Origin of the sequence: Desulfuromonas sp. AOP6, from assembly GCF_009731355.2 — a bacterium.
In the GTDB taxonomy this organism is placed as follows: Bacteria; Desulfobacterota; Desulfuromonadia; order Desulfuromonadales; family SZUA-540; genus SZUA-540.
Map to the genome: position 1 here is coordinate 2,360,200 of NZ_AP022810.1, position 14,636 is coordinate 2,374,835.

Here is a 14,636-nt window from a genome sequence, read left to right on the forward strand (position 1 = left end):
TTGACATTCTGTGGGTAAATGATTAGCTTTCCCAGAACTGCCATCCGTCACCTCAAGGAGTCACTGCGCATGAACGACGAACAGGATAAAATCACCGAGGAGGACATCGAGCCCAAGGAGGCGCCGGTCAGTGAGCCCGCAGGTGGCCTTGTCCTGGCCTCCGATCTGCTGCCGGACGAGTTGCCCCTGGTCCCCCTGCGGCCCCGGCCGGCATTCCCGGGGATTCTGATTCCCATGATGCTGTCCGGTACGGATAAAGTAGAGACCGTTCGTCAGGCCATGGAGAGCCCATCCCAGACCATCGGCCTGGTGCTGGTTAAAAATGTCGAACAGGAGGACCACCCGGACAATTTTCACCGCACGGGGGTCGCCGGCAAAATCGTCAAGATTATCGACATGGACGACGACAAGGTGCAGCTGCTGGTCAACTGCCTGGAGCGCTTCACCATCGAGGCCGTCCGTCCGGTGTCCCAGGGTTTCAGAGCCCGGGTAGAATACCGCTTCAGCCCCGAACTTTCCGTCAATCAGGAGCTCAAGGCCTACTCACTGGCCATTATCTCCACCCTGAAAGAACTGGTACAGATCAACCCTCTTTTCTCAGAGGAGATCAAACTCTTCCTCAACCGCTCCAGCATGGACGATCCCGGCCGCCTGGCCGACTTCGCCGCCAACCTGACCACCGCCGACGGTCAGGAGTTGCAGACGATCCTGGCCACGCTCGATATCCGCAAACGCATCGACCGGGTGCTGGTCCTGCTGAAGAAGGAACTGGAAGTCAGCCGCCTGCAGAGCCGCATCTCCAAGCAGATCGAAGAGAAGGTTTCGGCCCAGCAACGCGAATTTTTCCTCAAGGAACAGCTCAAGGCCATCAAGAAGGAACTGGGGCTGGAGAAAGACGGCAAAACCGCCGAGACGGAAAAGTTCGCACAGCGGCTCAAGACCTTGAAGCCGAACGCGGAGGCGGAAAAGGTCATCAACGAGGAAATGGAGAAACTGCAGCTCCTCGATCCCTCTTCGCCGGAATACAACGTCAGCCGCAACTACCTGGAGTGGTTGACCATCCTGCCCTGGGGCAATTTCAGCAAGGATGCCTACAACATTGAGCGGGCCCGCAAGGTGCTCGATCGCGACCATTACGGCCTCAAGGACGTCAAGGAGCGCATTCTGGAATTCATCGCCGTCGGCAAGATGAAGGGGGACATCTCCGGCTCCATTCTACTGCTGGTCGGGCCTCCCGGCGTCGGCAAAACCTCCGTCGGCAAAAGCATTGCCAGCGCCCTGGGGCGCTCCTTCTTCCGTTTTTCTCTCGGCGGCATGCGGGACGAAGCCGAGATCAAGGGACACCGGCGCACCTACATCGGCGCCATGCCCGGCAAATTCATCCAGGCGATGAAGACTGCCGGCACGGCCAATCCCGTCCTCATGCTCGACGAGCTCGACAAGATCGGCGCCTCTTTCCAGGGAGATCCCGCCTCGGCCCTGCTGGAGGTCCTCGACCCCGAACAGAACGCCAGCTTTCGCGACCACTATCTCGATGTCCCCTTTGATCTCTCCAACGTCCTTTTCGTCGCCACGGCCAATCAGCTGGACACCATTCCGGCTCCCCTGCTGGACCGCACTGAGATCATCCACCTGTCCGGCTATATTCTGAAGGAGAAGGTCGAAATCGCCAAACGCTACCTCATTCCCAAGGCCCTCAACAGTCACGGTCTGGAGAAGAATCGGGTACGCATCCGCCGCGATGCTTTGGAGAAAATTATCGACGGCTACGCCCGCGAGGCCGGGGTGCGCAACCTGGAAAACCGCATCAAGAAGATCATGCGCAAGGCCGCCATGGAGTTTGCGGAGGGACGCACGGACGATATCATCATCCGCAAAGCGGACGTGGAGATCTATCTGGGCAAGCCGACCTTCAGCCAGGAGGAGCTTTTTGAGGATGTTCCCGGGGTCGTCACCGGCCTGGCCTGGACCAGCATGGGCGGCGCTACCCTGGCCATCGAGGCGACGGCCATGCCCAGCAAGAGCAAGGGCTTCAAACAGACCGGGCAGCTCGGCAAGGTCATGGTCGAGAGCTCGGAAATCGCCTATTCCTACGTGATGGCCCACCTGGAAAAGTACGGGGCCAAGGCCAATTTTTTCGACTCCCATTTCGTGCATCTGCACGTCCCCGCCGGCGCCACCCCTAAAGACGGACCTTCCGCCGGCGTGACCATGACCACCGCCTTGCTCTCTATGATCACGCGCCGGCCGGTTATTAAAAAGCTGGGCATGACAGGCGAGTTGACCCTCACCGGACGGGTTCTGCCCATCGGCGGCGTCAAGGAGAAGACCATCGCCTCCCGCCGCGCCGGACTGAAAACACTGATTTTTCCCGAAGGCAACCGCAAAGATTTCGAGGAGCTTCCCGATTACCTGCAGGAAGGTCTGGACGTTCATTTCGCCCGCGACTATGTGGACGTCTATAAAGTCGCCTTTCCTGATCCTTGACAAACAGGGGCCCAAACGTCCCTTTATCACGCAACCGGAGAACTATTCATGACCGTACAGGAACTCAAAACCGCCGTACTGGCGCTAGACGCCGAACAGAAAAAAACCTTTATCCTCGAAGCCCTGCCCGAACTGGCCCGCGAGGGCATGAAAGACCAGGCCTTTCTGATGCAACTCTTTCCCCTGCTCCTCAACCTGCTCAAGGAAAGCGGCATCGATCTGCAGCAGTTGATGCAGTTCGCCGCCCTCATGGGTGGCGGAACCACCAGTCAGTCGTAAATTTAGCCGTTGACGAACCGAGGAAGAATTGCTACTTTTCCCAACCATGAAACAGTCATTCAATCCCCACATGACCACAAACAACCCCTGGTGGCGCTGGACCTCTTACTGAGCCGGTCCGCGACCCCAGACAATATGTCATGCCCGCGAACCGAATATGGTCGCGGCCAGCAATACGAGAAAAGCCGCGGCCAAAAACCGCGGCTTTTTTAGTTGTAAATCGTCTCGCGGCCACCCCTTAAAGGCGCGCGGGTTCACCATCAACCCATCACCGTTTATTACGAGGTATCGACATGCGTGTGCTTTCCGGTATCCAGCCTTCAGGCTCCCTGCACCTCGGCAACTTCTTCGGCATGATGAAAAAGATGATCGAACACCAGGAGCAGCAGGATCTCTTCTGTTTCATCGCCAACTATCATGCCATGACCAGCGTCGCCGACGGCAAACAGCTGGCGCAGGGAACCCTGGAGGCTGCCGCCAACTTTCTAGCTCTCGGCCTCGACCCCGAAAAGAGCACCTTCTGGGTCCAGTCGGATCTGCCGGAGGTGCAGGAACTGGCCTGGGCTCTGTCCAACTTCACCCCCATGGGCCTGCTGGAGCGCTGCCACAGCTATAAGGACAAGACCGCCCGCGGCATTGCCGCCAACCACGGCCTCTTTGCCTACCCCGTGCTGATGGCGGCGGACATCCTGCTCTTTCAGAGCGAAAAGGTGCCCGTGGGCAAAGATCAGAAACAGCACGTCGAAGTGACCCGCGACATCGCCATCAAATTCAACAACGTCTACGGCGACATCTTCACCCTGCCCGAACCGGAGATCGACGACGAGGTGGCGACCGTCCCCGGCATCGACGGCCAGAAGATGAGCAAGAGCTACGGCAACACCATCGACCTCTTCCAGGAGGAGAAAACCCTGCGCAAAAGCGTCATGCGCATCGTCACCGATCCAACACCGGTGGAAGACCCTAAGGACCCGGACAAGTGCAACGTCTTTCAGATTTACCGGCTCTTTCTGAATAAGGAACAGGAACAAACCCTGCGTCAGCGCTATCTGGCCGGGGGAATGGGATACGGGGAGGTCAAGGAGGAACTCTTCGTGACGGTACGGGATTTCTTCGCTCCTTATGCCGCCAGACGGCAGGAGCTGCTGGCCGACCAGGACGGCTTACGCAAAATCCTGGCTGATGGCCGCGACAAAGCCCGCTATGCCGCCAGCAAAACCCTGCGCAAGGTACGAAAGAAAACGGGGTTGGCCTATTGATGCCTTGCACCCTGGGTAAGTCTTGGCATACTTGGAGGGCCTGCACGCAAACAGGGAACGATGGATCATCTGACCGGAGCTCCCCTGCTTTGCCACCACCTGCCCACCGTATCCAAGGAGGTCCGCAATGACGACGACCAGTCGAAAATGGTTCTGTACCTGCAGCGGTCAACCCCGGGAACTCAATGAGGAAAAGCTTATTGATGAAGAGGAGGGAGCCGAGCCCTTCTGCCCTCGCTGCGGAGCCACGCCTTCCTCCGACCCGAAAAAGACTCTCATCTACAGGGATCAGGAGACCTGGGACGATTAGGACGGGTCTTCCCTGGTAAAGAGGACAAAGGCCATGGATGGCCGCTTGCTGGCCTCGCGCATGGCAAACTGAATGTTTTCGAAGCGCCACCCTTGGGCCGTGTATTCGTTGAGAATGGCTTCGAGCGTTTCATCGGTGACAATGCTGGTCTCTACCACCTTGTAACTGACCATTGTATTTCTTTCCTCCAATCATGACAGGATCAGGGCATTCCTATGGCTATCAGCGGTAATCCGAAAAAATTTGCCCGTGACATCGGCGAGGGCTTTTTCACCCTCTCCACAGCCACGCTGCGCCAGTACGCGCCAGCAGACCTTAAGGTCATCCTGACGAACCTGGGTATTGTGGCCCGGGAGCTGCGCGGCGAACAGATTCCCCTTGAGGACGTTTTGGCTCTCAAGGCCAAAAACATGAAGCTTTCCCGCCTCAACCAGGCGGATATGATTATCAGGGCCCACTGCAAAAAACTGCGCATCCCTCTCTGAACAATGAGTATAGTCGGCTTGGTTCAGACCCGCCGCCCGCAGGGGCAACAGGAGGCGACCGTGCAAGACCGGCACGCTTCGCCCCGGTGGCCGCGGCAACCATCGCTGATGCCAAGATGAGCCAGAGCAAAGTCGAAGCGAACGGGATCGGACGCATCGAAGGCACGCAGTCGCTCCGTCACCTCAAGGGCCATCTTCCAGTCCGACGTGCGCCGGGCCGAAAGGCCAAGCAGCCTTGAAATGCGGCCCGTATGAGTATCCAGGGGTAGCACCAGCCGGGCCGGTGCTACCGTCGTCCACAGCCCGAGATCGATACCGTCGTCCCGGCGAACCACCCAACGCAAAAACATGCACAGACGCTTGCAGGCGCTGCCCCCTTCCGGACTGGGGAAGAAATAGCGCACACCAGCCTTTGCCGGCAAGCATCCCCCCGCATAAAAGGGAGAGACATCCTGGGCCAGGGCACGGCGACAAAAAGAAGCCAGAGCCTGCGTGATCGTTTTGCCTCCGTCATCACCCTGTCGAAAGAAGTTTTCAAGGCTTCCCGTCGTTTCAACTATCCCCCGCATCAGCCAGAAAAGACAGGCCAGATCCTTTTCATCATTGAAGCGGTGCTTGAAGCCCCGAAGGTAAGTCGCATCGCGGGCCGGATCAAAATTGAGGATAAAGTCGGCGGGGCTGCTTCCCATGCGCGCGAGCAGGTCCTCGACATGTCGCAAAATGATACTCACCTGACCGTAGGCTAAAACGGCACTGATAAAAGCGACCGCCTCCCTATCGGCGAAGGAACTGAACTGCCGGGGAAACTGAACGGGATCGTTCTGCAGGAAATCCGCGCCGCGCCGCGCCTGCACTTTTTCGAGAATATCCTGGAGAGGCATTCGATTAAAATATCACAGAAAGAGAGTTTCCCCCAAAAAAAGGCTTAAAATATCAGTTTTGGGAAGAATTACCAGCCATAACAAAACATTTTTCTACCCACAATGGGGGATTTTTTAACCTATTGTAAACACAAACACAATTCTCCCTTCACAACCAATTCACAGAGCGAAACAAAAGGTTTATTCCAAGTTTTCTATTGACATAGACATAGAACGGCGTATTATTGCGCCGGAAATAAAGTCCACATCGTATATTTTTTACCAGAACCCGGCCTCGCTTGAAGCAGGCGATCAAAATTTTTCAACAATCAGGATCTAACCGGCTCCCTTCCCTCAGGGAAACGGTTGCGTCGAGAGGAGGTGACCCCAGAACTTTCACCCGAAAGCTTCCTATGGGCCCCTGCTTTCCGGCCAGGCCAGATCTTCTGGTTTCACCCACCCCTTATCATCGAAGAAAAACAAGCGAAAAGGAGCAACGAAATGGGACACGGACCCGCAGTAAAACTGGGAAAAGATAATGCCCAGGGCTACAAAACGACTCTTGGCATATGGATGTTCATTGCCTACACCATTGTTTATGCCGGCTTTGTTGTAATTAACGCCGTCAAGCCCACCCTCATGGAAAAAATCATCTTCGGGCAAACCGTGGCGATCGTCTATGGCTTCGGCCTCCTCGCCTTCGCCCTGATTCTGGCTGTCGTCTATAACCAGCTCTGCAATGCCGCAGAAGCGCGGATGAATAAATAAAGGAGAGGTCGCATGAACTACGAAACTTCACCGCTGGCCATTGTCCTCTTCTTCAGCTTTGTCGCCTTTGTCCTGGGCCTTTCTTTCTACCTGGCCCGCCGGACGACCTCTTCGGCCGGATACTATGCCGCTGGCGGCAACATTCACTGGTTCACCAACGGTATCGCTTTTGCCGGCGACTACCTCTCCGCCGCCAGCTTCCTCGGCATCTGCGGCATGATCGCCACCGCCGGCTTCGATGGTTGGATGTACGCCATCGGCTATCTGGCGGGCTGGATGGTCGCCCTCTTTCTGGTGGCCGAACCGATGAAGCGCCTGGGCAAATACACTTTTACCGACGCCCTGGACTCCAAGTTCAACTCCAAGGGGATCCAGCTGATGGCTGCTATCAGCACCTTGGTTGTTTCGGTCTTCTATCTCATTCCCCAGATGGTTGGCGCCGGCGTTCTCGTCAAGCCCCTGCTCGGCATGCCTCACTGGGTCGGCGTCAGCATCGTCGGCATCGTCGTTACCATTATCGTTGCCACCGCCGGCATGGCGTCAACGACCTATGTGCAATTCTTCAAGGGGGCCTTGCTTCTCATTGTCTCCACGATCGTCGTCGGCGCCGTTCTCACACGAGGCCTCACCACCGAACCCAAAGGTTTTGACGACAACTCCAAGCCTCTGCAGACCATCGCAGCCAACGTTGCGGCTGATGGTTCGCTGCAGGCCGGTGAACTGACCGCGCCGGCGGGCTGGCAGGAAGGCGAGTTCGGCAAGGCCGGGCTTGTTAAACTTTCCGGCAATGGCGAAGAATCTGTCTGGTCTTTCGCCGCCAACACCGATGGCAGCTACACGCTGGACGAGGCTCTCTTTGTCGTCACCCAACCGGACGGCACTAAACTGTACAACGGCGGCTCCAAGGACGATGCCAAATTTTTCCCCGTCGGCAATCTCAAGGAAATCACCATTGACGGCCAGCAGGTAGCCCAGACTGGCGCGCTCGGTCCCTTCGCCTATCTTTCCGCCGTCAAAGATTCAACGGTAATCCTCTGGGGCAAGAAATACGTCCTGGCCGGAGACACCAAATATGAAGTCTTTTACCAGAAACCGACCCCCGGCGCCCGCGTACTGCGTCCTGGCCTGAAGTTCAAGGTCGACAATGCTACCGGCACGGAGAAATTCAACTTTATTTCCCTCATGCTGGCTCTGTTCTGCGGTACTGCGGCACTGCCCCACATCCTTATCCGCTACTACACCGTACCGAGCCAGGCAGCGGCCCGTAAGTCGACCATTGTCGCCATTGCGGCCATCGGCTTCTTCTACGTACTGACTCTGTTCCTGGGTGTGGGCGCCATGACCAACGGCGTCATCAACCTCACCGACAACAACATGAGCGCCCCGCTGCTGGCACTGTCTTTCGGGGTTATACTGTTCGCCGTCATATCGTCCCTTGCTTTTGCCACCGTTCTCGGCACGGTATCCGGTCTTATTGTCGCCGCCTCGGGGGCTGTCGCCCATGACCTGATGGACAACTTCCTCGGCCTTCACATGAGTGATGCCGGTAAAGTTAAAGCCGGCAAGATCGCCGCTATCGTGGTAGGCTGCATCGCCATCTACCTGGGCATCGTCTTTGAAGGTATGAACGTCTCCTTCCTCGTCGGCTGGGCCTTTGCGGTAGCCGCTTCGGCCAACCTGCCGGCGATTCTGATGCTGCTTTTCTGGAAGAAGACAACGGCCAAGGGCGTGGCGGCCTCCATCACCGTCGGCCTCACTTCCGCCCTGGGGCTTATCCTCATCTCTCCCGACATGTGGGTCCGCTACGGCCTGCTCCCGGGCGATGCGCCGGTTCAGTTCAACAGCCCGGCAGCCATCTCCATCCCGCTGAGCTTCATCGCCCTGATCATCGTCTCCCTCATGACTCAGAAAGATGCGATCAGCAGCGAAGCGACAGAGGCGGCTTAAAGTATAAGATGTTGCACCCTGTTCTTCATTTGACATACACTGGGGCCGCCTACATGGCGGCCCTTTTTTTTCAAAACGCTCCCAAGGAATATTGTCCATGAAACGATTCCGTTTTACCCTGACAGCCATCTGCCTGGTTCTCCTCTGGCTTGGCTGGACTGATGTCTCCCTGTTTTTGCGTAACCGCACTCCGCAGAGCGTCAGTGTGGCCGACCTGATTCAAAATGGTCCCCCGCGGGAATGGCTGCATGTTACCGGAGGCTACCAGAATCTTCTCGAAGGCATATCCACCTCGGGGACTCTGGAACTTGAAGCTTTTCTGATCCCGTTGCGCCTCTCCCCCGGCGCACAACCTATTGATATTTTGGTTGAAACAAGGGACCCGCACATTATCCAACTTCTGCAGGATTATTACTTCAAGTTCGACTCAACGGCCGAACAGCAAGCCTACCAGGAGGCCCATGCCGGCGACTTTCTGGGCCGACGTGATATCACAGGCATGCTGGTGGGGGGACTGGTAGCGAGCGGCAATAAGGACAAACTGCTTAAGCTGGCTCAGGAAGAAGGGCTGGATATCAGTGAGAACATCATTTTTCTTAGCGAAGGCAAGGAGCCGGCCAGAATACGTGGATTTTTCTTCTTAGGACTGGGCCTGCTGGGTCTATTGAAAGTGGGCAGCATGTGGAGAAATACCGGGAAGGACGCCGCCCCCGAAACAGAAAATCCGCTGTAGCCTCTTTACCTGCTCAGTCTCAGCGACCGGAAAGCGACATGGACATCAAAAAACTGGAGGTCTTCTGCAAAGTAGTCGACCTGAAAAGTTTTTCCAAAGCGGCAGAATCTGTCTCTCTCACCCAGCCGACGATCAGCGAACACATTCGGCAAATCGAAGAGCTGTTGGGTGAAAAGCTGCTCGACCGGCTCGGGCGCGAGGTTTTACCTACTCCGGCCGGGGAGCTCCTCTATCGCTACGCAGTCAGGCTCATCAAATTGCGTGACGAGACTGTGCAGGCCATGCGCCAATTCAGCGGCAAACTCAGCGGCGACCTCGTCCTGGGAGCCAGCACCATCCCTGGCGCTTACATCCTCCCCCGGGTTATCGAGTCCTTCCAGTCCCTCCACCCATCCATTCGTCTGCGCCTGAAAATTGCCGATACGGCCAAGACCATCCACCATCTGCTCTCAGGAGAGATGGAAATCGGTATTATAGGTGCGCCCACTAAAGTGCCGGCACTGGAAAGCAGGAAGATCTTTTCGGATAGGCTTATTCTGGTAGTACCCCCCCGGCATTCCTGGGCTAAAATCTCCACCGTCACCCTCGAAGACCTGCCCATGCAGCCCTTTATCCTGCGAGAAGAAGGGTCAGGCAGTCGAACAGTCATGAACGAGGAACTCCTTCGACACGGGTTCAACCCGGCGGCTCTGTCGCCAGTGGCGGAGATAGACAGCTCTGAAGCCGTCCGACAGGCGGTCAAGGCCGGCTTGGGCATCGCCATCCTGTCTTCTCTTGCTGTGGCCGAGGACCTGGAACAGGGGAGCCTGGTGCAGGTTGCCATTGAGGGAATCGACATTCGCCGCCCCTTCTATCTGGTTCAGCGTAAAAACCGTCAACTCTCCCCTCTCGCCCAGGCCTTTCTCGAACACCTGCTTTCCTCCGGGCCGACAGCCTGAAACGACTGTTCCGCAGACGACCGGATCAAAAGCGGGCATTCCCCGGGGTACGTGGAAACGGGATGACATCGCGGATATTTTCCATACCGGTCAGGTACATGAGCAGACGCTCAAACCCGAGGCCAAAGCCGGCATGGGGACAGCTCCCCCAGCGGCGGGTGTCCAGATACCACCAGAGGCTTTCTGGAACGATCCCGGATTCCGTCATCCGGCGTTGCAGTACATCTAAACGTTCCTCCCGCTGACTACCGCCGATAATCTCTCCGACACGCGGCACCAGCAGGTCCATGGCCGCAACGGTCTTCTCTTCGTCATTGAGGCGCATGTAAAAGGCTTTGATACCTACCGGATAGTCGGTGACAAAGACAGGTCCACCGATGATCTTTTCCGTCAGGTAGCGCTCATGCTCTGACTGCAGATCAAGTCCCCAATCCACGGGGAACTGGAAATTTTCGCCAGATGCCTGCAGACGATTCACCGCCTCGCTGTACGTCATGGTCTCAAAGCTGGCAGTGGCTAGTGTCTGCAGCTTGTCGAGCAGCCCTTTTTCTATGCGTTCGTTGAAAAAAGCGAGGTCTTCCCCACAGTGCTCCAAGGTGTAGGTAACAAGGTAGCGAAGAAAATCCTCAGCCAGGCGGCAGTCATCCTCAAGATCGGCAAAGGCCATTTCAGGCTCGATCATCCAAAATTCAGCGGCATGGCGGCTAGTATTGGAATTCTCCGCCCGGAAGGTCGGGCCAAAAGTATAAATGTCACTGAACGCCGTGGCGAAAAGCTCACCCTGCAACTGGCCACTGACGGTCAGGCCTGTCTTCTCCCCAAAGAAATCCTCGTTCCAGGCAATGTGATTGCCATTTTTAGGCGGGTTTTCACTGTCAAGGGTCGTCACCCTGAACATCTCCCCCGCCCCTTCGCAGTCGTTCGCTGTGATAATAGGGGTATGCACGTAGAGAAAACCCCGTTCGTTAAAAAACCGATGAATGGCAAAGGACAAGGCACTACGGAGGCGAAAGACAGCACCAAAGGTATTGGAGCGAGGTCGCAGATGGGCGATGGAACGCAGAAATTCCAACGAATGTCGTTTTTTCTGCAGGGGGTAGTCGACGTCCGCATCGCCGAGGATCTCCACTTCCCTGGCCTGAACCTCGCAGCGCTGGCCGGCGGCAGGCGACTCAATCAGGACTCCACGAACGGCCAGACAGGCTCCCGTACCCACACGAGCGACACTTTCAAAATCAGCAATGTCCGGACTGACGACCACCTGCAGGGAGGCAAAGCAGGAGCCGTCGTTAAGGGCGATAAAGACAATATCCTTGCCGCTACGCAGGGTGCGAACCCAGCCTTTGACGCAGACAATTTCTCCTGGGGCCACCCCACCAAGGACTTTGCGAATTGATTTTCTTTCCATCTATTTACCCCCTATCCCATGGATCTTCAGATTATCACCTGCAAGTACTCCCAGCTTTCAATTACTTCGAAAAGCAGAAAAGGCCCCCCTCGCGGAGGACCTCTCTATCTTTGCCAGGGTGACGGCATGACCGTATCCTCTACCACTGCAGAGGGAACGTTTCAGACTTTCACCCCGAAACATACTTTCATCGCGGGGTCGGTTTGAGCGCCGGCAACTTGCCGGAAAAGCCGGAACCGGCCCAGCACACCATCGGTCCAAGGCGAGACTTGAGGGTACCGAAAGCCTCCTCTCCCGTGCAGTGATTTACCCAAAGATTGGAAAGATGAAAAGCGGCCAACCGCTCGGCCAGTTCTTCACATTCAGAGGGAGTGGCATCCTTGAGGTGAAGACCGCCGAGCAGGGTGTGAACCTGTCCTTCACCGGTCATCAACTGGGCAGCCCGCAGAATATTGAAAATGCCTCGATGGCTGCAACCACTGATAACCACCAATCCAGCCACCGTCTCCAGCACCAGGGCATGCTCATCGGCAAAGGAATCAATGCCCCACTCTTCGCCCTGCTTTGCCTGTAAAACAGTCTGTTCTGCAAGGCCTGTCCAGTCGGGAATAGGCCCTGTACTCCAGATCCCCGGAGCCAATTGCTGCGGCTTCAGGGAAGGGCACCGAATAATATCGACCTCATCCAACACGCTTTCCGGCCAAGGAACGCTGATGTCACGACTGGAACCATCGACCTGAACAGCTCGACGCGGCTTCCAGGCATCGGGATGCATCACGAGGCGGGGACGACCACCTTTGGCCAGCAGAGGGGGAACGCCCCCGGCATGATCCCAATGCCCATGCGTGACCACCAGAAAATCGGCTTTCTGGGCCTGAATCCCCAGCCTGTCCCCATTGAGGAGAAAATCGCCGTTATTGCCTGTATCGATGAGGATCTTCTTCCCCCCAGCTTCCAGCCAAAGGCTGAGTCCATACTGGCAGAGGAGACCCTCGCGGCAGCTATGATTGTCGATCAGTACGGTGATTGATGGATCGTCCATAAGAAACACCTTTCCTCATCCGGAAATGGCGGGCATCGCCTTGGACTATGCCGTGCTCCCGTTTTTCAATTGTGCTCTCTGGTCTTGTGAAAACATACCCCGGGCCACTGTTCAATGGTATGCCCCAGGCGCCACTCGCTGGAAGCCAGAAATGTCAGGTTTCCTTCGGCGTCAAGGGCCAGACTGGCCTGGTTCTTCTTCTCAAAATCGGCCATCATTTTACGGTCGTCACAACCTATCCAGCGGGCCGTGGCATAATCGATGCCTTCATAAAGGGCTTCTACGCCATATTCGGCCTTCAGCCGGGACATAATGACGTCAAACTGCAGTACTCCCACGGCCCCCAGGATGTAATCGCTATTGATGAGGGGGCGAAAAAGCTGCACGGCCCCTTCTTCAGCCAGCTGGATAAGTCCCTTTTCCAGCTGCTTGGTTTTCAGGGGATTTTTCAAACGGACACGGCGAAAGTGTTCGGGAGCGAAGCTGGGAATTCCGGTGAATTTCAGTGGTTCCTTGGTCGTGAAGGTATCCCCAATCTTGATCGTTCCGTGGTTATGGATGCCGATGATATCACCGGGAAAAGCTTCTTCGATATGGGTGCGGTCCTGGGCCATGAAGATGGTGGCGTTGGCGATGGGAATTTCCTTGCCGATGCGGTGGTGCCTGACCTTCATCCCTCGGGTAAACTTGCCCGAGCATATACGGAAAAAAGCGATACGATCTCGATGGGCAGGATCCATGTTGGCTTGGATTTTAAAGACGAAACCGGAAAACTCCTCTTCATAAGGCGAGACCTCCCGCGTCAACGTCTGCCGCGGACGGGGGGCAGGAGCCAATTCCACAAAAGTGTCCAGCATTTCCTGAACACCGAAGTTATTGATGGCGCTACCAAAAAATACCGGTGTCTGATTACCCTTCAGATATTCCTCTAGTTCGAAGGGATTGGCGGCCCCCTCCAGCAGCTCAATGTCCATGCGCAGCTCATCCGCCTGGCTTCCGAGCAGGTCATCCAGACGGGGATCGGCAAGGTCTTCAAACAGGAATCCGTCCTGTTGCTTAGTCTCCTTACCGGAACTGAACAGAAAGAGCTGCTTACGATAAAGGTTGTAGGTACCGCGAAAGCGTTTCCCCATGCCGATGGGCCAGGTCATGGGCGCGCATTCGATCTGAAGCGTCTCTTCAATGTCTGAAAGAAGTTCCAGGGGCTCCTTGCCTTCGCGATCCAATTTATTGATGAAAGTCATAATAGGAGTATTGCGCATGCGGCAGACTTCCATCAGCTTCTTGGTCTGAGTCTCAACCCCTTTGGCACTGTCAATGACCATGAGAGCACTATCGACAGCTGTCAGCACACGGTAGGTATCTTCGGAGAAATCCTGGTGACCGGGGGTATCAAGCAGATTGACTTCATAATCACGGTAGTTGAACTTCATGACTGAGGAAGTAACAGAAATTCCGCGCTCCTGTTCCATGGCCATCCAGTCACTGGTGGCATGGCGCGAGGCCTTGCGAGCCTTGACGGCGCCGGCCATCTGGATGGCGCCGCCGAAAAGGAGAAGCTTTTCCGTCAGGGTTGTTTTGCCGGCGTCCGGGTGGCTGATGATCCCGAAGGTACGACGCCTGTCGACCTCTTTCTGATTAAACTTTTTCACAGTCCTTTTAAACCTCTTTCCATGTTCTGTCAGAAATAAAAAAATCGGGCCTGAAAGCCCGCGTGTTGTGGCATCATACCTCAATGGCAAAAGGTGGTCAATGATCACCTTCTATCCTATGACAGCAGGAAAGCGCTAAACCAGGCGCACCAAAAACAAGAAGGCCGGAGAATCTTTCTCCGGCCTTCTTGTTCGATATCGATTATGTACTATCCTATAAAGTGATTGTGATTGCGAGCCCGATTGGCCAATATGGCCGGATCGATCACTTCGCCACAGGCACAGCACTTCCAGGCATCAAACGAACGGACAAAGTCATAAAATTTTTCTGCGTACATCCTGCCTTTGCATTTTGGACACTTCATGATTATTCCCCCTTTTGCAATTCCATAGGATGCTTTCGTGCGTACAAACGGTATGGCCAGAACTATTACACAAGCCATGCCACATGGAGTGTCCTTACGAAAA

14 protein-coding genes are annotated in these 14,636 nt (G+C 55.8%); 9 read left to right on the forward strand and 5 right to left on the reverse strand.

Features of this window, described 5'->3' with window-relative positions; all coding sequences use genetic code 11:
* The first annotated feature begins 69 nt into the window (after window positions 1–69).
* The 4 genes from lon to AOP6_RS11035 all read left to right on the forward strand — a co-directional run bounded on the left by lon (window position 70) and on the right by AOP6_RS11035 (window position 4,335).
* On the forward strand, window positions 70–2,487 hold the full coding sequence (gene lon, locus AOP6_RS11020) for an endopeptidase La (protein ID WP_155876784.1): 2,418 nt from the start codon (window positions 70–72) through the stop codon (window positions 2,485–2,487).
* A 48-nt stretch (window positions 2,488–2,535) separates the two neighbouring features.
* Window positions 2,536–2,766 (forward strand): hypothetical protein, encoded by a 231-nt coding sequence (locus AOP6_RS11025; RefSeq protein WP_155876785.1) that lies wholly within the window; start codon window positions 2,536–2,538, stop codon window positions 2,764–2,766.
* Window positions 2,767–3,059: 293 nt separating this feature from the next.
* Window positions 3,060–4,025, forward strand: a complete 966-nt coding sequence (gene trpS / locus AOP6_RS11030; RefSeq protein WP_155876786.1) for a tryptophan--tRNA ligase — start codon at window positions 3,060–3,062, stop codon at window positions 4,023–4,025.
* Between the two features lie 127 nt (window positions 4,026–4,152).
* A complete protein-coding gene (locus tag AOP6_RS11035; RefSeq protein ID WP_155876787.1) occupies window positions 4,153–4,335 on the forward strand; it encodes a hypothetical protein in 183 nt (60 codons plus the stop codon).
* On the opposite strand, the gene AOP6_RS11040 is transcribed toward AOP6_RS11035, so the two are convergent.
* Window positions 4,332–4,508: a DUF4177 domain-containing protein gene (locus AOP6_RS11040; protein ID WP_155876788.1), complete on the reverse strand. Its 177-nt coding sequence runs from the start codon at window positions 4,506–4,508 to the stop codon at window positions 4,332–4,334. The genes AOP6_RS11035 and AOP6_RS11040 overlap by 4 nt on opposite strands.
* A 42-nt stretch (window positions 4,509–4,550) precedes the next feature.
* Here AOP6_RS11040 and AOP6_RS11045 point away from each other — a divergent pair, with 42 nt between their 5' ends.
* Window positions 4,551–4,820: a hypothetical protein gene (locus tag AOP6_RS11045; protein WP_155876789.1), complete on the forward strand. Its 270-nt coding sequence runs from the start codon at window positions 4,551–4,553 to the stop codon at window positions 4,818–4,820.
* A gap of 23 nt (window positions 4,821–4,843) precedes the next feature.
* On the opposite strand, the gene AOP6_RS11050 is transcribed toward AOP6_RS11045, so the two are convergent.
* Window positions 4,844–5,701: a TIGR02757 family protein gene (locus AOP6_RS11050; protein ID WP_155876790.1), complete on the reverse strand. Its 858-nt coding sequence runs from the start codon at window positions 5,699–5,701 to the stop codon at window positions 4,844–4,846.
* A gap of 480 nt (window positions 5,702–6,181) precedes the next feature.
* Between AOP6_RS11050 and AOP6_RS11055 the strand changes: the two genes are divergently transcribed.
* From AOP6_RS11055 to AOP6_RS11070, 4 genes are all read left to right on the forward strand, one after another.
* Window positions 6,182–6,448, forward strand: a complete 267-nt coding sequence (locus AOP6_RS11055) for a DUF485 domain-containing protein (RefSeq protein WP_155876791.1) — start codon at window positions 6,182–6,184, stop codon at window positions 6,446–6,448.
* Between the two features lie 12 nt (window positions 6,449–6,460).
* Window positions 6,461–8,395, forward strand: coding sequence for a cation acetate symporter (locus tag AOP6_RS11060; protein WP_155876792.1), 1,935 nt, complete (start codon window positions 6,461–6,463; stop codon window positions 8,393–8,395).
* 97 nt (window positions 8,396–8,492) lie between these two features.
* A complete protein-coding gene (locus tag AOP6_RS11065) occupies window positions 8,493–9,128 on the forward strand; it encodes a hypothetical protein (RefSeq protein WP_155876793.1) in 636 nt (211 codons plus the stop codon).
* Between the two features lie 38 nt (window positions 9,129–9,166).
* Window positions 9,167–10,066 (forward strand): selenium metabolism-associated LysR family transcriptional regulator, encoded by a 900-nt coding sequence (locus AOP6_RS11070; RefSeq protein ID WP_155876794.1) that lies wholly within the window; start codon window positions 9,167–9,169, stop codon window positions 10,064–10,066.
* A 25-nt stretch (window positions 10,067–10,091) separates the two neighbouring features.
* On the opposite strand, the gene asnS is transcribed toward AOP6_RS11070, so the two are convergent.
* The 3 genes from asnS to AOP6_RS11085 form a co-directional block, all read right to left on the reverse strand.
* Complete coding sequence (gene asnS / locus AOP6_RS11075; protein WP_155876795.1) at window positions 10,092–11,474, reverse strand: asparagine--tRNA ligase; 1,383 nt, start codon at window positions 11,472–11,474, stop codon at window positions 10,092–10,094.
* Between the two features lie 187 nt (window positions 11,475–11,661).
* The gene (locus AOP6_RS11080; protein ID WP_155876796.1) at window positions 11,662–12,516 is read right to left on the reverse strand and encodes an MBL fold metallo-hydrolase; all 855 of its coding nucleotides are present in this window, start codon (window positions 12,514–12,516) and stop codon (window positions 11,662–11,664) included.
* Window positions 12,517–12,581: 65 nt separating this feature from the next.
* Complete coding sequence (locus AOP6_RS11085) at window positions 12,582–14,168, reverse strand: peptide chain release factor 3 (protein ID WP_155876797.1); 1,587 nt, start codon at window positions 14,166–14,168, stop codon at window positions 12,582–12,584.
* Between the last annotated feature and the right edge of the window lie 468 nt (window positions 14,169–14,636).